The sequence below is a fragment of the Rhizobium rosettiformans genome, from assembly GCF_016806065.1.
Taxonomy (GTDB): domain Bacteria; phylum Pseudomonadota; class Alphaproteobacteria; order Rhizobiales; family Rhizobiaceae; genus Allorhizobium.
On sequence record NZ_CP032405.1, the window covers coordinates 2955568 to 2975127 of the forward strand.

Sequence of the window (19560 nt, forward strand, 5' to 3'; positions counted from 1 at the left end):
TGCTCAGATTACGCGCGGTCTTCGCGCGGACGACGCTCGAAGCCACCTTCACGGGGGCCACGGTCCGGACGCGGACCACGATCGCCGAAGTCGCGGCGCGGGCCACGATCGTCGCCGTCACGACGCGGACGGTCGTCACGGTCGCGCTTCTGCATCATGGCAGACGGGCCTTCTTCGTGAGCTTCGACAGCGATGGTCATGTAACGAAGAACGTCTTCGTTGATGCGCATCTGGCGCTCCATTTCATGAACGGCCGGTGCCGGAGCATCGATGTCCATGAGGGCGTAGTGAGCCTTGCGGTTCTTCTTGATGCGGTAGGTCAGGGACTTGAGGCCCCAGTTTTCTACGCGCCCGACCTTGCCGCCGTTAGCTTCGATAACACCCTTGTACTGTTCGACGAGGGCATCAACCTGCTGAGCGGACATATCCTGCCGGGCAAGGAATACGTGTTCGTAAAGAGCCATGTAAGCTTTGCCTTTTCTTGCGGTTGTCGTCACCCGGATCCGGCGCTAAGCCTCACAGACTGCTCCTGTGCGGCGTGTGCCGCGGCAAGAAAAGTAGTGTGTTCGAGACGGTCGAGAGCGGAGACACGGGAGACCGGAAACCCTTATGGTTCCTGCTGCAGACCTTGTGAGCCTGCCAGCCCTCCGTTCAGCCACCAGCCAGAGGACCGGGTGTTGTGAACGGCGCGCTTATACGCGTATCCCGGCGAAAAGCAAGTGCCGCGCGGGAATTTCTAACAGTGGCATCAGCCGATCCTGAGGACCGTGCGCCCCTGATCGAGCGCGAATTGGTAGGCCAGCCCCTTGCCGGATAAGGCCGCCTCATCGATCGTCAGGCTGATCTGGTCATCCGATCCGGCAAAAGTCGCGGTGAGCGTGTTGCCCCTGACGGTCACGCTCACATCCTTCTCCTGATAGCCATCGAACCGCAGGGTGAGTGCACCATTGCTGGTAATCGTGTCCACGCCATCGCCGCGGGCAAAGCCATATTCAGCAATGGCATTGGCAGATTTCATGTCGGTCCGCTTGATGGTGACCGTGTCGTTTCCAGTGCCGCCGGAGGCAAAGATGCGGGTGCCCTCCAGGATCATGGTGTCATCGCCAGCACCGCCGTCTATGCCAATCAGGGCTTCCCCTGCGATCGTCAGACGGTCATTGCCCTCTCCACCCGTCACGTTCATGACGAGCCGACCGGAGAGTTTCATCTTATCGTCACCCTCGCCCATATCAATATCACTGATATAGCGGGCGCTTGCGGCAAGGCTGTCGTCGCCAGATCCGGTCGACAGGCCAACAATGGCAGCCGCGCGGGCGGAGACCTTGTCGGCGCCACCACCGGTAGTCACATTGTAGACAGCGGTGGCATCGAAAGTCAGCTTGTCGTCAGCCTCGGTACCCTGCGCTGCCGTGATAAAGCCGAGGCTTTCTTCGACAGAAGCCTGATCGCCGGCAGAGGCGTCACGTAGAGCCAGGATCTCTGCGATCCGTGCAAGGGCCTTTTGACCTGCTGTCTCCGTGAATGTTGTATCGTCCCGTCCGGCCAATGACCGTGCAGGTTCGGACAGCGGACGAACCGGTGAAGACGCAGAAAACAGCTGGATCGCATATGCCTGCGCATTCGGATTGCGATAGAAGCTATTGATGACCGTCATATGGAGCATACCTCGTGGCCGCAAAAGGGGCCGCTTGCCCTGCGAAGCTAGCATTCGTGCATTGCGAAAAGCTTACATGACCTGATCCGATGCGGAAAATGGCATGGGCAAACTCAGTGAGCAGAGGGTTAACCTCTGCTCACGCTTTTCTGTTGGGCTTGTATGTCTTGGGCGTCGGAAGCAGGCTTTCCGCGCCGACAATCTGCGTCAGGTCACGCCTCAGACCTGAACCAGTGCCAGCGTATATCCGACATAGGCGACGAGCATCGCACCAGCGGTCAGTCTGCGGACGCCAAGATGGGCGAGAAGCAGGAACGCGAAGCCGAGCGTGATGCCGAGCATGACGGGGACGTCGAAACTGCCGAATCGCGGATCGACGGAGATCGGCTGGATGACGGAGGTGACGCCCAGAATGAACAGGATGTTGAAGATGTTCGATCCGACGATGTTGCCGATCATGATGTCGGAGTGCTTGCGCATGGCCGACATGATGCCGGTTGCGAGTTCCGGAAGCGAGGTGCCGACCGCAACCACGGTGAGGCCGATGACCGCTTCGGAAATCCCGAAATCGCGGGCAAGATTGGTCGCACCGCGGACCAGCAGTTCGGCACCGACGAACAGCGTGGCCAGACCGCCGACGATCAGAAGGGTCATGAAGCCGGTTCCGAGTATCTCGTGCTTCACATCTTCATTCGCCAGTTCCTCGATCGTGCCCTTGCCCTGAATATAGGCATAGAGAATGTAGGCGATGAGAACCGCGACCATGACCAGGCCGGCAAGCCGCCCTATGGCCTCGAACTGCACGAGACCCAGAAGCAGGACCGCCGCGCCGATCATCACATAGGTGTCGCGCTTCACGCCCTTGTCCCAATGGGTGATCGGGAAGATCAACGCGCAGGTGCCGACGATCAGCAGGATGTTTGCCGTATTCGAACCGACCACATTGCCAAGCGCGATGTCCGAGGAGCCGGTCAGCGCGGCGCGGACGGAGACCAGCAGTTCCGGCATCGACGTGCCGAAGCCGACGATGACCAGCGAGACGATCAGCGTCGGTATGGCGAGTTTCTGCGCCACTCCGATGGCGCCGCGAAGGAGCCACTCGGCACCGAAGTAAAGACCGACCAGGCCCCCGGCCACGAAAAGATAATCCAAGACAATCCCCCATAAAACATGGCCCGCGAGCCGGCGTTAAACCGCAGTCGCAAATGGTGACGAGCCGCGACATTGTGTAGGCCCGGCTCACTGATTTTTTGCATGCCGGGCGGGGCTGCGAAGTCTGTGTCGTCAGATTGGCATCGGATAGAGACGATGGATCTTGGCGATCTCCTGCATCACCTCATCCGAGAGCGTCAGTTCTGCGGCACCGATATTGGTCTTCAACTGCTCCAGGGTCGTTGCACCAATGATCACGGAGGCCATGAACGGGCGCGTCAGGCAGAAGGCAAGCGCCATGGCGGAGGGGTCGAGGTCATGAGCTTTGGCGAGCTCCACATAGGCGCGCGTTGCCGCTTCCTGATGCGGCACGAGGCGGCCGCCGATGTCGCCGTTGATCGAGCCGCGCGAACCGGCCGGCTTGTTGCCGTCGAGATATTTGCCCGAGAGAATGCCGCCTGCGAGCGGCGAATAGGCAAGCAGACCAACATCTTCGTGATGGGACAGTTCAGCCAGATCGAGATCGTAGTGACGGTAGAGCAGGTTGTACTCGTTCTGGATCGTCGCGACCCGCGGGAGCCCCTTGGCTTCGGCAAGCGTCAGGTATTTCTGTGTGCCCCAGGTGGTCTCGTTGGACAGACCGACGGCCCGAAGCTTGCCGGCCTTCACGCAGTCACCGAGGGCATCCAGGATCTCCGCGATCTCGACAGAGGCCTTTGCCTTGTCCTGCTTGTAGGGATTGTAGTTCCAGGCGCCGCGGAAATGGAAATGCCCGCGGTTTGGCCAGTGGATCTGGTAGAGGTCGACATAGTCGGTCTTCAACCGCTTCAGGCTGGCGTCGAGCGCTTCCTTCACCACTGCGCCGGTGATCGGCTTGCCTTCGCGGATATAGGGGCGGCCTGGGCCGGCAACTTTCGTCGCCAGCACCACCTTGTCGCGATTGCCGGTCTTTTCGAACCAGTCCCCGATCAGCCGCTCGGTATCGGCATAGGTTTCCGCCGAGAGCGGCGTCGTCGGATAGAGCTCGGCCGTGTCGAAGAAGTTAACGCCGTGCTCCAGCGCGTAATCCATCTGCGCATAGGCTTCCTCGCGCGTGTTCTGCGAGCCCCAGGTCATCGTGCCCAGGCAGATTTCGGAAACAAGGATATCGGTTCGGCCGAGCCGGTTCATCTTCATGGGAGAAGCCTCTGATGTGGAGGGATTGCCATGGGAGGCGGGATGAGTTCGGAAGCAATCTAGTCAGAAATTGATGCATCGCAAGATGGCGATAGCTGTGGAACAGCCTTGTCCTAAGGTCGTTTCGAGGGGCAGCCAAAGGGGTGCAAGACTTGACTCGCAAGGGCCAACTGTGAATTGACAGGAAAAAACCAAGGGAGAAACGCCCATGTCAGTCGCATTCACCTTTCCCGGTCAGGGCAGCCAGGCCGTCGGAATGGGCAAGGACCTTGCCGACAATTTTGCCGAAGCTCGTGCCGTCTTCGAAGAGGTCGACGAAGCGCTCGGCCAGAAGCTGTCCGACATCATGTGGAACGGCCCGGAAGAAACGCTGACGCTGACGGCCAATGCCCAGCCGGCATTGATGGCGGTTTCCATGGCCGTGATCCGCGTACTGGAAGCCAAGGGTCTCGACCTCAAGTCGAAGGTTGCCTACGTCGCCGGCCATTCGCTCGGCGAATATTCCGCGCTCTGCGCTGCCGGCACATTCTCGATTGGCGACACCGCGCGTCTCCTGCGCATTCGTGGCAATGCCATGCAGGCAGCCGTCCCGGTGGGTGAGGGCGCGATGGCTGCGATCATCGGCCTCGAGCATGGCGACGTGCAGGCGATCTGCGCGGATGCCTCTGCCGTCGGTCCGTGCCAGATCGCCAATGACAATGGCGGCGGTCAGCTGGTCATTTCGGGAGCGAAGGCCGCCGTCGAGAAGGCTGCAGCACTCGCCACCGAAAAGGGTGCCAAGCGCGCCATCATGCTGCCGGTTTCTGCGCCTTTCCATTCCGCCTTGATGGGCCCCGCGGCAGACGCCATGCGCGAAGCGCTTGCCAAGGTCGAGAAAAAAGACCCCATCGTGGCGCTCATCGCCAATGTGCGTGCAGCCCCTGTCACGTCGGCGTCCGAAATCGCCGATCTGCTCGTCGAGCAGGTGACCGGTCAGGTCCGCTGGCGCGAGACGGTCGAGTGGTTCGGCGCCAATGGCGTGACCACGCTTTATGAAGTGGGTGCCGGCAAGGTCCTGACTGGGCTTGCCCGTCGCATCGACAAGAACATCAACGGTGTGGCCGTCAACGGCCCGGCCGACATTGACGCTGCGATCGCCGCCCTGAATGGCTGATCGCCCCAACGAACAACAAGGAACCCGACCATGTTCGATCTGACCGGCCGCAAGGCCCTCGTGACTGGCGCCACCGGTGGCATCGGCGAAGAAATTGCCCGCCAGCTGCATGCCCAGGGCGCGATCGTCGGCCTGCACGGCACACGCGTCGAAAAACTGGAAGCACTGGCCGCCGATCTCGGCGATCGCGTCAAGATCTTCCCGGCCAACTTGTCCGACCGTGACGAAGTCAAGGCGCTCGGCGAAAAGGCCGAAGCCGAACTCGAAGGCGTCGATATCCTGGTCAACAACGCCGGCATCACCAAGGACGGCCTGTTCGTCCGCATGTCCGATGCCGACTGGGATGCGGTTCTGGAAGTCAACCTGACCGCCGTCTTCCGCCTGACGCGCGAGCTGACCCATCCGATGATGCGCCGCCGCTTTGGCCGCATCATCAACATCACCTCCGTCGTCGGCGTCACCGGCAATCCCGGCCAGGCCAACTACTGCGCCTCCAAGGCTGGCATGATCGGCTTCACCAAGTCGCTCGGTCAGGAGATCGCCACCCGCAACGTGACGGTCAACTGTGTTGCCCCGGGCTTCATCGAAAGCGCCATGACCGGCAAGCTGAACGACAAGCAGAAGGAAGCGATCATGGGCGCCATCCCCATGAAGCGCATGGGCACGGGCGCCGAAGTCGCCTCCGCCGTCGTTTACCTCGCCTCCAATGAAGCCTCCTACATGACGGGGCAGACGCTGCACGTGAATGGCGGCATGGCGATGATCTGATCTCATTGCCGGAAACAGCCCCTGCGCAATAGGATGTTGAGCAAGGCAAGGGGGCGAATTTCTGGCTTTGCGGCGCGCTTAAACCGTGTTAAGCGGGCCATGACTGTGAGCAGTCGCTCCGTCTCATGAGCCGAAGTTTATGCTTTTGTTTGCATAAACCGCTCTGGGTCAGGGCCGAACAGGTTTGCTGGTGGGACGAAAGCGTCACTGGCTGAATGCAGGGTAGGGATGCCATTAAGGCTCCCTCTGAATTTTAGAAGGTCGAGGATACCGACATGAGCGATATCGCAGAACGCGTGAAGAAAATTGTAGTTGATCATCTCGGCGTTGACGCTGAAAAGGTCGTCGAAGGCGCGAGCTTCATCGACGATCTGGGCGCTGACTCGCTCGACACCGTCGAACTCGTCATGGCCTTCGAAGAAGAATTCGGCGTCGAGATCCCGGACGATGCAGCTGACTCGATCCTGACGGTCGGCGACGCCGTCAAGTTCATCGAGAAGGCCCAGGCCTGATCGATCAAACTGCTGCGGAAGGCGGGCGCGAGCCCGTCCTGTCCGCTTGGGCCCGCGATGAGCGGGCCTTGTTGTATCTGGACCTTTGTTTACAATGACTTCGGTCAAATAAATTGGGTGGGCTTCGCACGATGAGACGTGTCGTCATCACCGGTACCGGCATGGTATCGCCTCTTGGATGTGGAACGGAACTGACCTGGCAGCGGCTACTGGCCGGCCAGAGCGGTGCCCGCCTGGTCACGGAATTCGAGGTTGAAGATCTGCCGGCCAAGATCGCCTGCCGCATCCCGACCGAGGGCGAGGGTGCCTGGAACCCTGACGACTGGATGGAGCCTAAGGACCAGCGCAAGGTCGACGCCTTCATCATCTATGCCCTGGCAGCCGCCGACATGGCATTGAAGGATGCCGGCTGGGAGCCCAAAAACTATGAAGAAGAGTGCGCCACCGGCGTCCTGATCGGCTCCGGTATCGGCGGCCTCGAAGGCATCGTTGAAGCGGGTCACATCCTGCGCGACAAGGGCCCGCGTCGCCTGTCGCCCTTCTTCATTCCGGGCCGCCTGATCAACCTCGCCTCAGGCCAGGTTTCGATCCGCCATAAGCTGCGCGGCCCGAACCATTCCGTCGTGACGGCCTGCTCGACCGGCGCCCATGCGATCGGAGATGCCGCCCGTCTGGTCGCGCTCGGCGATGCCGATGTCATGGTGGCCGGCGGTACCGAATCGCCGATCAGCCGCATCTCGCTTGCGGGCTTTGCCGCCTGCAAGGCGCTGTCGACCGCTCGTAACGACGATCCGACGGCTGCCTCACGTCCCTATGACAAGGACCGTGACGGTTTCGTCATGGGCGAGGGTGCCGGCATCGTCATTCTGGAAGAGCTGGAACACGCCAATGCCCGCGGCGCCAAGATCTATGCCGAAGTGGTCGGCTACGGCCTCTCGGGCGACGCCTTCCACATCACGGCTCCCTCCGAGGATGGTGACGGTGCGTTCCGCTGCATGACCATGGCGCTGAAGCGTGCCGGTCTGACGCCGTCCGACATCGACTACATCAACGCCCATGGCACCTCGACCATGGCCGATACGATCGAGCTGGGTGCCGTCGAGCGCCTGCTCGGCGATCACGCCGAAAATGTCTCGATGTCGTCGACCAAGTCGGCCATCGGTCACCTGCTTGGTGCGGCCGGTGCGGTGGAAGCGATCTTCTCGACGCTGGCGATCCGCGACAACGTCGCACCGCCGACCCTCAACCTCGACAATCCCGATGTCGAGACCAAGATCGATCTCGTGCCGCACAAGGCCAGAAAGCGCGAAATTAATGTCGCCCTGTCGAATTCCTTCGGCTTCGGCGGGACCAATGCCTCGCTGGTCCTGAAGCGCTACGAGGCCTGATCGCACCCCGGCGGCCGGTCGCGGATCTGCCGCCCGCGTTTGCACTGGATGACGGCAGGGCGCTCTTGCCCGCCACCACTTTTAGCGGGTAGAAATCATGCCAACGCCCGGCGCGACTGCGCCGGACGATGACCCGGATTTTTGCCGCATTGCTGGATAAAACAGCCGCGAGTGCGAAACAAAGAAGGATTGCCGGTGACCGACAACAGCCAGAACGGCGGTAGCCAGAACAACGGTGTCTCCTTCGGCCGCGATGCCGATACCCAGCCGGGCAAGGGACCCTTCATTCCGAAGTCGCCGAACGAGGCCCTGCGCCCCGAGCGCGTGCCGCAGCCGCCGCGCCGCTCGCGCAAGGCGCGCAGCCAGCTGGTGATTTTCCTGAACTTCCTGATGACCATGGTGGTCTTCGTCAGCGTGGTGGCGGTTGCCGGCTTCTTCTATGTGATGGACAGCTATCAGAAGCCCGGTCCGCTTGTCGCCAACACCAATTTCGTTGTGCGCAGCGGTGCTGGCCTGGCCGAGATTGCCAACAATCTGGAACGCAACGGCATCGTTACTGACGCCCGGATCTATCGGTATGTGACGACAACCTACCTCACCGACGGCCAGACGCTGAAGGCCGGCGAATACGAGATCAAGGCCGGCTCTTCGATGAAGGAGATCACGACACTTCTCGAATCCGGCAAGTCCATCCTGTATTCCGTATCCTTCCCGGAAGGCCTGACCGTCAAACAGATGTTCCTGCGGCTTGCCGCCGATCCGGTGCTAGAAGGCGATCTGCCTGCAGAGCTTCCGCCAGAAGGCAGCCTGCGTCCGGACACCTACAAGTTCACGCGCGGCACAAACCGTGCCGAGATCGTTGCCCAGATGCGGGCCGCCCAGGAACGCCTGATCGATCAGATCTGGGAAAAGCGCGATCCGGATCTGCCGGTCACGACCAAGGAAGAATTCGTCACGCTGGCGTCGATCGTCGAAAAGGAAACCGGCAAGGACGACGAACGCGCCCATGTTGCCTCGGTCTTCATCAACCGTCTGAACAAGCGCATGCGGCTCCAGTCCGACCCGACGATCATCTACGGTCTCTTCGGTGGTGACGGCAAACCGGCAGATCGCCCGATCTATCAGTCTGATATCCGCAAGGAGACGCCCTACAACACCTATGTGATCAGGGGGCTACCGCCGGGCCCGATCGCCAATCCGGGCCGCGCTGCACTCGAAGCGGTCGCCCATCCGTGGAAGACGGATGATCTCTATTTCGTCGCTGACGGAACCGGCGGTCACGCCTTCGCCAAGACGCTCGACGAGCACAATGCCAATGTGCGTCGCTGGCGCAAGATCGAGGCCGAGCGTGCGCAAACGCCGCCAGCAACCCTCGATGTTGAGCCGGAAGTCGATCCGTCGGCCAATAACTGAGACCGGCGGTAAGGGGCGGGGACATGACACTGCAATCCATGACGGGCTTCGCCCGGGTCGAGGGCTCGTCCGGTCGTTATCGCTGGGCCTGGGAACTGCGCTCGGTGAACGGCAAGGGGCTCGACCTGCGCACCCGCCTGCCGCAGGGCCATGAGGCGCTGGAAACGGATATCCGTCGTCTGGCCGGAGAGCGGCTGATGCGTGGCAATCTGCAGATTGGCCTTAACGTGACGGTCAGCGAAAACCGCGTCGAGGCTGTGTTGAACCACGACGCACTGGCGGCGGTGCTGGCGCTCAGAAACGAACTCGGCCCCCATATCCTGGACCCGGCTCCGCTCAGGCTTGATACACTCCTGTCGATCCGGGGGCTCGTCGACATGCGCGAGGCGACAGACGACGCCGAAGCGATTGCCGCGCGTGACGCGGACATTCTGGCTGGCCTCGAACGCGCCATCTCCGCACTGGTCGACATGCGGACAACCGAGGGCGCGGCGCTACGCCGGATCCTCGAAGAACAGATTACCAGGATCGAAGAGCTCGCGCTGCAGATCGAGGCCGATCCGTCGCGCTCCCCGGAAGAGATTGCGCGCCGCCTCGAAGCCCAGCTTGCAAGCCTGATGGACGGTACGAGCGGCCTCGACCGCGACCGCCTGCATCAGGAAATCGCCCTGATCGCGACCAAGGCGGATCTGCGCGAGGAAATCGATCGTCTCAAAGCCCATGTGACGGCGGCGCGCGAACTCTTGTCCGTGGGTGGTCCCGTCGGCCGCAAGCTCGATTTCCTGGCGCAGGAATTTAACCGAGAATCAAATACTATCTGTTCCAAGTCCAATGCCGTCGCAGTCACTGCCGCCGGCATCGAATTGAAGGTCGTCATCGACCAGTTCCGCGAACAGGTTCAGAATCTGGAGTAGTCCATGGCCGCTGCCGCCCCCACTTCCGTCAAGATCGCAAGGCGCGGCCTGATGCTCGTCATCTCCTCGCCCTCGGGCGCCGGCAAGTCGACGATCGCGCGCACCCTGATGGATCGCGACCAGCAGATTAGCCTCTCGGTCAGCGTCACCACCCGTCAGCGCCGCCAGAGCGAAATCGAAGGTGTGCACTACCACTTCGTCTCCCAGCGCGAATTCGAACGCCTGCGCGACAGCGACTCGCTCCTCGAATGGGCGCAGGTCCACGGCAACTACTACGGCACGCCGCGTGAAGCCGTGGAGACGGCCATGGGCGAGGGGCGTGACATGCTCTTCGATATCGATTGGCAAGGCGCCCAGCAGCTGCAGGAAAAGATGTCCGCAGACGTCGTTTCGATTTTCATCCTGCCGCCGACAATGGCCGAGCTGCAGTCGCGCCTGCATCGCCGCGCCGAGGACACGGAAGAGGTCATCCAGACCCGCCTCAACAATTCCCGCGCCGAGATCAAGCACTGGCGCGAATATGACTATGTCATCGTCAACGACGACCTGAACTCGGCCTTCGATGCCGTGCAGTCGATCGTCAAGGCCGAGCGCCTGCGCCGCGACCGTCGCCACGGCCTCTTCGACTTCGTAGAAGGCCTAATCGCCTGAGATTGAATCTCATCCACTGAAAAGGGCGGCGCGAGTATCTCGGCCGCCCTTTTCAGTTTTCATTCGCCTCTTGGGAAGCGCTGACTTTCCTCGAGGATGTTCAGATCCATATGGTTGCGCATGTAGCGCTCCGAGGCCTTCTGCAGCGGTTGGTAATCCCAGGGGAAATAGGCGCCGTTGCGCAGTGCCGTATAGACGATGTGGCGACGCGCCTGGCTTTCCCGGACGGCGGCATCGAAGCGTGACAGGTCCCAACGCTGGGCTGCTTCCTCGCACAAAGCATTGAATACGCGAGCCGCCGCCAGATCGTCCACGAGGTTGGTCATCTCGTAGGGGTCGGCTTCGAGATCGGTCAGGATCGGTGGATCCGCCGCGCAGAGCGTCAGCTTGTAACGTTCGTTGCGAAGCCCAACCATGGGGCTCACCGTGCCTTCGGCGGCATATTCCATAGGCACGATGCCACGGCCACCAGTCCCGGTCGCAAGCGGCATCAGGTCCTCGCCATCGGTCCAGTCGGAAATCGTCGAGATGTCGATGCCGGCGAGACCGGCAAGCGTCGGAGTGACGTCGAGCGTCGAGACCGGCGTCGTCACCAGCCGTCCCTCGACGCCAGGGACCGCCATCATCATCGGTACCCGTGCCGAGCCCTCGAAGAAGTTCATCTTGAACCAGAGGCCTCGCTCGCCAAGCATGTCGCCATGGTCGGAGACGAAGAGAATGATCGTGTTCTCCGCCATCCGGGTGCGCTCGAGCACGTCGAGGATCTCGCCGATCTTGTCGTCGACATAAGAGATATTGGCGAAGTAGCCCTGACGAGCCCGCGCGACGTTCTCGTCGGTAATGTCGAATGCGAGGTGATCGCAGGCATCCATGAGGCGGCGCGAATGCGGATCCTGTTCGTCGTAAGGTATGGCCGGAACGCTCGGCTGAAGCGCCTCGCAACCTTCATAGAGATCCCAGTATTTCCGCCGCGCCACATAGGGGTCGTGCGGATGGGTGAAGCTGACGGTGAGGCACCAGGGCCGCTCGTCATGGCCGCGCGACAGGTCGTAGAGACGCCGCGTGGCGTTGTAGGCCACCTCGTCATCATACTCCATCTGGTTGGTGATCTCGGCGACCCCGGCACCCGTGACGGAGCCCAGATTGTGATACCACCAGTCGATACGCTCGCCCGGCTTACGATAGTCTGGGGTCCAGCCGAAATCGGCGGGATAGATGTCGGTCGTCAGCCGCTCCTCGAAACCATGCAGCTGGTCCGGCCCGACGAAATGCATCTTGCCGGAAAGGCTGGTCTGGTAACCGGCAGCCCTCAAGTGATGCGCATAGGTCGGAATGTCGGAGGCGAATTCGGCGGCGTTGTCGTAGACGCGCGTGCGGCTCGGCAATTGCCCGGACATGAAGGACGCCCGAGCCGGCGCGCAGAGCGGGCTTGCCGTGTAGGTGTTGGCGAAGCGCACGGAGCGCTTCGCCAGAGACTTGAGATGCGGGGCATGCAGGAAATCAGCGGGACCGTCGGGGAAGAAGGTCCCGTTGAACTGATCCACCATCAGGATCAGGATATTGGGGCGCGATGTCACGGGATGCGACCTTAAAGACCGAGAGCCGATTTGACCGCAGCGTCACCCGGCTGGCCGTCGAAAGTGGTCACGCCTTGCAGCCAGGCATCCATGACGGCAGGATTGGCCTTCAGCCACTCCGTTGCCGCTTCCTTCGAATCCTTGCCGCCGAGGATCTCACCCATCAAAACGTTTTCCATCGAGACGTCGAAGGTCATCTGCTTGAAGAGGGTTGCGGCATTCGGGCAGTTGCCGCTCCAGCCGGTGCGGGCCAGCGTATAGACTTCGGCACCGCCGTAATTGGCGCCAAAATAGGCGTCGCCGCCCGAAAGATAGGTGAGGTCGAAGCGTTCGTTCATCGGATGCGGCGCCCAGGCGAGGAAGACCACGCCCTTGCCTTCCTTCGTGGCTCGCTCGACCTGTGCCAGCATCGCCTGTTCCCCGGATTCTACCAGTTCCCAGCCCTTCAGCCCGAACTCGCCAGCATCGATCATCTTCTGGATGTTTGCATTGGCCGGTGCACCAGGCTCGATGCCGTAGATCTTGCTTTCGAACTCGTCGGGGTTCTTACCGAGATCGGCGAAATCCTTGACGCCCTTCTCTGCCACTGCGGTCGGGACAGCGAGCGTGAACTTTGCACCTTCCAGGTTCTTCGCCAGGACTTCGATCGCCTGTGCACCGTTCAGGTCGTCGATGAAGGCCTGCTGAGCGGGCATCCAGTTGCCGAGAAACACATCGATCTCGCCGTTCTTCATCGACTGATAGCCGATCGGCACGGAAAGCGTCTTCACGTCCGGCTCATAGCCGAGCGCCTCAAGAACAACTGCGGCGACGCCATTGGTCGCCGTGATGTCTGTCCAACCCGGATCGGACAACCGAACGACCTTGCAGCTTTCGGCATCCGCAGCGGCGGCCGCGGTGGTGATGAACAGCATTGCCAGAGTGGCCAGCCCGCCAAGGCGGGTGCCGGACGTGAGTGTCTTGCGCATGATGGTTCCCTCTTGTTGTGATATTGGTTACCCTTATTCAAGAGGTGCGCCATTCACCTGTGAAGCGGGAGAATTTTGATGTTTCGCATAGAAAATATTTATGTCTGAAGCGCTGATCGATCTCGCCTGGATGCGTCTGCTGGTCGAGATCGACCGGAAAGGCTCCCTGTCGGCAGCTGCCGAAGCCCTTGGCCTGACACAGCCGGCTGTGAGTTATCAGATCCGCCTTCTGGAGCAGCGATTTGGTCAGCCTGTGCTGCATCGCCTGCACAGGGGCGTAAGGTTCACCGAGGAAGGGCGGCGGCTGCTGGCAATTGCTGAGCGCACGGTGTCGGAGGTGGATGCCCTGCAACGCAGCGTGCGTGCAGCGCGCAGAAGGCCTGCGGTGCGGCTCGCGACAGATTACGCTTTCTCGAGCCTTTGGCTTATTCCGCGCATGCACGCCTTTCGACAAAGCCATCCGGAAATCGATTTGCAGATCGTCGCCACCCAGCGCCTCAGCCATCATTGGCGCGAGGATGCGGATCTCGCCGTCGCCTTCGGCTCTGGCAGCGAGTTCGGCAGCGACGCCCGCTTGCTGATGCCGGAACGCGTGGTGCCAGTCTGCACGCCCAGCCTGGCGCGCAACCTGACGGATGGACCGGACCTGGTCCTCCAACAATGTCCTCTAATCCATCTCGAAGCCGAGCAACTGTCGCCCTGGCTCGACTGGCCAGCCTACATGTCACGGCAGCGACTGGGCGAGAGCCTGCGGGACAGTCCGGGTGACCTCCGCTTCAACACCTATGCGCTCGTCGTTCAGGCTGCCATGGCAGGGCAGGGCGTGGCTCTTGGCTGGCTGGGTATTGTTGATCACCTCCTCGACGCCAACCTACTGGTCATGGCCGGTGACATGGTCTCCGTTGCGGGACGTGGTTACTGGCTCGTACCGGGCAGCGACAGCGAAGCCGTGACTTTGCTTGCCGCATGGCTGATCGATGAGGCGGCCAGCTCCGTGGCGGAACGGCTCCAGAACTAAGAGGACAAATAAATCGTCTCTTCATTCAATTTGCCAAATTCAACAATGACTAATGTTTAACCATTGCATTGCATGATCCCAATGACGCTATGGTTGCATAGCCGTGTTGAATATTAGTTCAATGCTGGGGATTGAGATGCGATTGACGGATGTTTCAGTGACTTGGCGCCTCGCGTTGGCGCTTGCCATACCGCTCGTGGCGCTGGCCGGTCTGGCTTATGTCGAAATCAATACGACGTTTACTGCCTATCAACATGCTCGCCATCTGAACATCGTCAGCGCCGATCTCGGCGTGATCGGTGATTTCGTGCATGCGCTCCAGGCGGAACGCGCCGAAGCGGTGGGCCTGCTCGCCTCCAAGGGGCGGGAGCATGGCGCCGAACTTGAGGCCGCCCGAACCGCCGGTGCGCCCGCCCTCGACAAGATGGATCAGGTTCTCGCCGACATGAAGGCCGAGGGCGATCCGACGCTGATGCGCCACGAACAGGAGCTCGAGGCCGTGCTGGCGAAGCTTCCACAGATCCGGGCCTCGACAGACAATCTGGCCTTGGAGCCCACGGAGGTCTTCGTCTACTACACCGATCTCGTTCACCGGCTGATGAATGTCTCGCGCGAGTTCTCGCTCGCGGCAGGCGCCAGAGGCGTGGTCGGCAAGATGATGGCCTACAGTCTTCTGATGAATGCCAAGGAAGTCGCAGGCCAGGAGCGCAATCTGGGTCACGCCTTCATCTCGGAAGGCAAGTTCGACGAGGCACATTATCTCGATTTCGTCGGCATGTTCGGCTCGCAGAAGTCGCTGATCGATCAGTATCTCGAACTGCTGCCGGACGAGGATCGGGAGCACTATCGCGAATCGCTGCATACGCCGGATGCAGACGCGGTCGAAGATATCCGCTCGAAGATGATGGTGGGCGGCCTGTCGGCTGACCTCTCTGCGATCGACAGCGGCGAGTGGCTGGAGCGCTCGGCGCGCCGCATCGAGCGCCTGAAGGAACTCGAAAACGAGACGCTGGCGACCATTGTCGTGGATGCACAAGGGATGGCAGATGAAGAATACCATCACCTTCTGCGCGTGGCCGGTATCACGAGCACGGTGCTCACCTTTGCCTGCTTCTTCGCCGTTTCGCTGTCCCTGACTGTCGTGCGTCCGCTCCGGCGCCTGACGAAGACGATGAATGATCTGGCAGCCGGCAATGTCGAAGTCGACCTGATCCGTTCCGAGAGCAAGGACGAGATCGGCCAGATGGGGCGCGCCGTCACCGAATATATCGCGCTTGCCAAGGCCCGCATGGTCAAGGAGCGCGAAGAGCAGGAGGCAGCCGAACGGATCAAGCGTGCCGCCGAGCTTGAAGCCGAACGCGAACGGGCCGAGCGTGCCGCGGAGATCGCATTTGCGGTGGAACAGCTCGCCAGTGGCCTGGATGCGCTGTCATCGGGTGAGATCGGCTACCGTCTGTCCAACCCCTTCGCGCCCTCTCTCGATCCGCTTCGCATGAGCTTCAACAGCTCGATGGAGCGGCTCTGCGGCGTGATGGCGACCATCCGCGAGAGCACCGGACAGTTGCATGGCGGCTCGCAGGAACTGCAACTGGCAGCCGATGATCTTGCTCGCCGCACCGAACGCCAGGCCGCGGCTCTGGAGGAGGCGGCAGCCTCTATCACGCAGATCACCACGACCATGACGAGCTCGGCGCAGCGTGCGGAAGAGGCGGGCCTCCTGGTGCGCGAAGCAAGCGTGACCGCCCAGAAATCCGGTGCCGTCGTATCGGATACGGTCAAGGCGATGCAGCATATCGAACAGTCCTCCGGGCAGATCAGCCAGATCATCTCGGTCATCGATGAAATCGCTTTCCAGACCAACCTTTTGGCACTGAATGCCGGCGTCGAGGCCGCTCGTGCAGGGGAGGCCGGTAAGGGCTTTGCCGTCGTTGCCCAGGAAGTCCGCGAACTTGCTCAGCGGTCTGCCAACGCCGCCCGCGAGATCAAGGCATTGATCAATCGTTCGGCGCAGGAGGTAGAGGCCGGGGTCCGGCTGGTCAACGAAACCGGCGACACGCTGAAGGGCATCGAAGATCATGTGATGAAGATCAACGAACGCGTCACGGCCATCGTTTCGGCTGCAAAGGAGCAATCGGCTGCCCTCAACGAGATCAGCCAGGCCGTCAGCCAGATGGACCAGGTGACCCAGCAGAATGCGGCGATGGTCGAGGAGGCGAGTGCAGCGACGTCGAGCGTGGCGACTGAAGCTGACCGGCTCAACGGTCAGATCGCCATGTTCAAGCTGCCCGGCAACGAGAACCGTCAGCGCGGCCGCGAGGCCGCCTGACGAGGAACCGGGTACTCAGAGCAGATTGGCGATCCGGCAGAATTCCTCGACGCTGAGCGTTTCCGCCCGGCGTTGAGGATCGATCTCGGCGCGGGCGAGCAATGCTTCGCCGCCGATCGGCTTGAGGCTTTGCCGGAGCATCTTGCGACGTTGGCCGAAAGCAGCCTGCGTGACTTTTTCGAGCTTGTCCGGATCACAGGGCAGGGGCTTTTCGATCGGCACCAGATGGACCACGGTCGAGGTCACCTTTGGCGGCGGTGTGAAGGCCTGCGGGGGGATGTCGAAGGCCATGTGCGCCTCCGTTCGCCAGCCGCAGAGCACGCCGAGCCTGCCATAATGGTTGTCGTCCTCACGTGCCACGATCCGCTGCCCGACTTCCTTCTGGAACATCAACGTCAGGGACTGCCAGAAGGGCGGCCATTGGCCTGGCAACAGCCAGTTCACCAGCAACTGCGTGCCGACATTGTAAGGCAGGTTCGCGATGATCTTGACCGGCTCGCCCGGGGCGAGGCTCGCAAAATCGGTCTTCAGCGCATCACCTTCGATCACCTCAAGGCGACCGGGATAATGGTCGGCAATCTCCTGGAGAGCCGGCAGGCAACGCGGATCACGCTCGATGGCAATGACCTTCTTCGCGCCTAAAGCCAGGATCGCACGGGTCAGGCCGCCCGGACCCGGCCCAACCTCGATCACCGTCACCCCATCGAGCGAACCGGCATTGCGGGCCACCTTCTGGGTCAGGTTCAGGTCGAGGATAAAGTTCTGTCCGAGCGCCTTCTTGGCATCGAGGCCGTGACGCGCGATCACGTCGCGCAGCGGCGGCAGTCCATCGAGCGCGGCCATCAGCGGGATGTATCCTTGCCCTGCGCCATGCGATCGGCCATCCGCAAGGCTGCGACGAGGCTGGTTTCCTTGGCAAAACCGCTGCCCGCGAGGCCAAAGGCCGTCCCGTGGTCCGGTGAAGTACGGATGAAGGGAAGCCCGAGCGTCACGTTGACGCTGTCGTCGAAGCCGAGTGCCTTGGCCGGAATCAGTGCCTGGTCGTGATACATGCAGATCGCCACGTCGTAGCGGCTGCGTGCATCGTCGTGAAACATGGTGTCGGCGGGCAGAGGGCCGAAGGCATCGATGCCCTCATCGCGCAGCCGGCGGATTGCCGGATGGATGATGTCGTCGTCCTCATGGCCGATCGCGCCATTCTCGCCCGCATGCGGATTGAGGCCGGCGACCGCCAGCCGCGGGGAGGCGATCCCGAACCGATCGGCGAGATCCTTCGCGACGATCCGGCAGGTGTCGACGATCAGGTCTTCCGTCAGCGCGCCCGGAACATCCTTCAGCGGAATATGGATGGTCACCGGCACGGCCTTGAGCTTCGGGCCGGCAAGCATCATGACAGGCATGACGGAGCCACCCTTTGCCCGCGCCGCGAGATCGGCGAGAAACTCGGTATGGCCAGGAAAACCGAAACCGGCCTCGTACAGCACGGATTTCGCGATCGGATTGGTGACGACAGCACGCACCGTACCTTGGAGGCAAAGCGCAACGGCAGTCTCGATAGCTGCGATCGTGCCGCGGGCATTCGCCACATGCGGCTTGCCAGCCAAGACGTCGACGCCGGTGGGAATGGGAAGAACCGGAAGCGCCCGGGCGAAGACGCCGCTTGCATGCGCCGCATCAGTCTCCTCGACAACAACCTCGAGTTCCAACTGGCGGGCCCTGACCTTCAGGACCTCGGGATCGCCGATATAGAGGAACGGCGGGAGCGCCAGTTCCCCCCGTTTCAGCCACGCCTGAAGAGCGATATCCGGCCCGATACCGGCCGGATCGCCCTGGCTGAGCGCCAGCGGAAGGACGCCATTGGTCATGGATCGGCCTTTCGAGGCTTATTGCATTACGATCTGGGCCTTCGAGCGCAGTTCTTCCAGATATTTGTCGGAATTCGGGTTCTCGCCCTGCTGTTCCTTGCCGATATCCTCGGCGCGGAAGACGACCTCTGCCGCCACGTCGTCGGAGACCTGACGCTGGTTGCAAATGGCAAGATACTCGACACCACGGTCGGTCACGCGGGTTGCCGTCGTGCCACCCTTTGCCTTTTCGACCAGCGGCTTCCATTCCGGCGGCATCTCGGGCTCAAGAACGCGGCCGAGATTACGGATCGACACATCGAGATAGTTCTTGGCGAATTCCATGGCCTGATCGCAGCCCGGGAACGAGGCGCGCGACTTTTCGGCTTCCGCCTTGCGCTTGCCGACGATGCCCTTCTTCGAGGCTGGCACCACGAAGATCACCTGCTTGAGGAAATATTCCGTCGTCACCGGCTTCTCTTTGTTTTCGAGAAGACGGGTCACGAGATCCTGGTTCGACAAACGGCCACGTGCGCCTGCCCCGTAACGCGCGTTCACGAGGCGCGGCCAGCTCATCGAGACGGCGATGAAGGACTTGAAGTGGGCAGCACCCACGCCCGCCTGATCGAGCACGGAATTGAGCTGCGATACGGACATCTTGTTCGATGACGCAAAGCGTTCGAACGAGGCATCCACATCCGCCGTGCTGACGGACATGCCGACGCGCGCGATTTCCTCGCGCTTCAGCGTCTCGTTCACGAGCTCTTCCCGGGCGATCTGCTGGAGATTGCCGCTGCGACGCTGCAGCCTGAGGAAGGCCACGCGGCGCGCGACGTCAGCGCTGGTGATCGCGGTCTTGTTGACAACGGCTGCCACCGATGTTGCTGCCTGAGCCGGCGCAAAGATTGGCGTCGGGCTGACGCTTAAGGACAGCGCGATGACGCCGGCGAGCAGCAGACCGGTGCCTTTTTTTGCATGAGCCATCTGTCATCCTTTCTCCGAACTGCAGAAGCCTGCTCCGGACTTAGATCATGTAACGGATTTTA

At 61.5% G+C, this 19560-nt stretch carries 18 protein-coding genes; 9 read left to right on the forward strand and 9 right to left on the reverse strand.

Annotated features, from left to right (window positions below; translation table 11 throughout):
• Positions 1-8: 8 nt before the first annotated feature.
• From rpsF to D4A92_RS14455, 4 genes are all read right to left on the reverse strand, one after another.
• The gene (gene rpsF / locus D4A92_RS14440; protein ID WP_006727432.1) at positions 9-464 is read right to left on the reverse strand and encodes a 30S ribosomal protein S6; all 456 of its coding nucleotides are present in this window, start codon (positions 462-464) and stop codon (positions 9-11) included.
• A gap of 284 nt (positions 465-748) precedes the next feature.
• On the reverse strand, positions 749-1654 hold the full coding sequence (locus D4A92_RS14445) for an RTX toxin (RefSeq protein ID WP_246753953.1): 906 nt from the start codon (positions 1652-1654) through the stop codon (positions 749-751).
• 219 nt (positions 1655-1873) lie between these two features.
• Positions 1874-2806, reverse strand: a complete 933-nt coding sequence (locus D4A92_RS14450) for a calcium/sodium antiporter (protein ID WP_203014541.1) — start codon at positions 2804-2806, stop codon at positions 1874-1876.
• A gap of 132 nt (positions 2807-2938) precedes the next feature.
• Complete coding sequence (locus D4A92_RS14455; protein ID WP_203014543.1) at positions 2939-3982, reverse strand: aldo/keto reductase; 1044 nt, start codon at positions 3980-3982, stop codon at positions 2939-2941.
• A 208-nt stretch (positions 3983-4190) separates the two neighbouring features.
• Here D4A92_RS14455 and fabD point away from each other — a divergent pair, with 208 nt between their 5' ends.
• The 7 genes from fabD (at position 4191) to gmk (ending at position 10781) form a co-directional block, all read left to right on the forward strand.
• The gene (fabD, locus tag D4A92_RS14460) at positions 4191-5135 is read left to right on the forward strand and encodes an ACP S-malonyltransferase (protein WP_006727436.1); all 945 of its coding nucleotides are present in this window, start codon (positions 4191-4193) and stop codon (positions 5133-5135) included.
• A 30-nt stretch (positions 5136-5165) separates the two neighbouring features.
• Positions 5166-5903 (forward strand): 3-oxoacyl-[acyl-carrier-protein] reductase, encoded by a 738-nt coding sequence (fabG, locus tag D4A92_RS14465; protein ID WP_006727437.1) that lies wholly within the window; start codon positions 5166-5168, stop codon positions 5901-5903.
• 275 nt (positions 5904-6178) lie between these two features.
• On the forward strand, positions 6179-6415 hold the full coding sequence (locus tag D4A92_RS14470) for an acyl carrier protein (protein WP_006727438.1): 237 nt from the start codon (positions 6179-6181) through the stop codon (positions 6413-6415).
• Positions 6416-6546: 131 nt separating this feature from the next.
• Entirely contained in the window at positions 6547-7803 is a 1257-nt protein-coding gene (gene fabF, locus D4A92_RS14475) for a beta-ketoacyl-ACP synthase II (protein ID WP_203014556.1), read from the forward strand.
• Between the two features lie 189 nt (positions 7804-7992).
• Entirely contained in the window at positions 7993-9216 is a 1224-nt protein-coding gene (mltG, locus tag D4A92_RS14480) for an endolytic transglycosylase MltG (RefSeq protein ID WP_203019974.1), read from the forward strand.
• A 23-nt stretch (positions 9217-9239) separates the two neighbouring features.
• Positions 9240-10130: a YicC/YloC family endoribonuclease gene (locus tag D4A92_RS14485; protein WP_203014559.1), complete on the forward strand. Its 891-nt coding sequence runs from the start codon at positions 9240-9242 to the stop codon at positions 10128-10130.
• A gap of 3 nt (positions 10131-10133) precedes the next feature.
• Positions 10134-10781, forward strand: a complete 648-nt coding sequence (gene gmk / locus D4A92_RS14490) for a guanylate kinase (protein WP_006727442.1) — start codon at positions 10134-10136, stop codon at positions 10779-10781.
• Positions 10782-10840: 59 nt separating this feature from the next.
• Here gmk and betC read toward each other — a convergent pair whose 3' ends face one another.
• On the reverse strand, positions 10841-12328 hold the full coding sequence (betC, locus tag D4A92_RS14495) for a choline-sulfatase (RefSeq protein ID WP_246754114.1): 1488 nt from the start codon (positions 12326-12328) through the stop codon (positions 10841-10843).
• A 41-nt stretch (positions 12329-12369) separates the two neighbouring features.
• A complete protein-coding gene (gene choX / locus D4A92_RS14500) occupies positions 12370-13272 on the reverse strand; it encodes a choline ABC transporter substrate-binding protein (RefSeq protein WP_246754115.1) in 903 nt (300 codons plus the stop codon).
• Between the two features lie 154 nt (positions 13273-13426).
• Here choX and D4A92_RS14505 point away from each other — a divergent pair, with 154 nt between their 5' ends.
• Both D4A92_RS14505 and D4A92_RS14510 read left to right on the forward strand, forming a co-directional pair.
• Positions 13427-14344, forward strand: a complete 918-nt coding sequence (locus D4A92_RS14505; RefSeq protein WP_203014587.1) for a LysR family transcriptional regulator — start codon at positions 13427-13429, stop codon at positions 14342-14344.
• Positions 14345-14501: 157 nt separating this feature from the next.
• The gene (locus D4A92_RS14510) at positions 14502-16670 is read left to right on the forward strand and encodes a methyl-accepting chemotaxis protein (protein ID WP_203014590.1); all 2169 of its coding nucleotides are present in this window, start codon (positions 14502-14504) and stop codon (positions 16668-16670) included.
• A gap of 15 nt (positions 16671-16685) precedes the next feature.
• On the opposite strand, the gene rsmA is transcribed toward D4A92_RS14510, so the two are convergent.
• From rsmA to D4A92_RS14525, 3 genes are read right to left on the reverse strand one after another with little or no spacing between them, the layout of a single operon-like run.
• Positions 16686-17513 (reverse strand): 16S rRNA (adenine(1518)-N(6)/adenine(1519)-N(6))-dimethyltransferase RsmA, encoded by an 828-nt coding sequence (gene rsmA / locus D4A92_RS14515; RefSeq protein WP_203014593.1) that lies wholly within the window; start codon positions 17511-17513, stop codon positions 16686-16688.
• Positions 17513-18535, reverse strand: a complete 1023-nt coding sequence (gene pdxA, locus D4A92_RS14520; protein ID WP_203014602.1) for a 4-hydroxythreonine-4-phosphate dehydrogenase PdxA — start codon at positions 18533-18535, stop codon at positions 17513-17515. Before pdxA ends, rsmA begins: the two co-directional genes overlap by 1 nt.
• An 18-nt stretch (positions 18536-18553) precedes the next feature.
• The gene (locus D4A92_RS14525; protein WP_203014605.1) at positions 18554-19498 is read right to left on the reverse strand and encodes a peptidylprolyl isomerase; all 945 of its coding nucleotides are present in this window, start codon (positions 19496-19498) and stop codon (positions 18554-18556) included.
• Between the last annotated feature and the right edge of the window lie 62 nt (positions 19499-19560).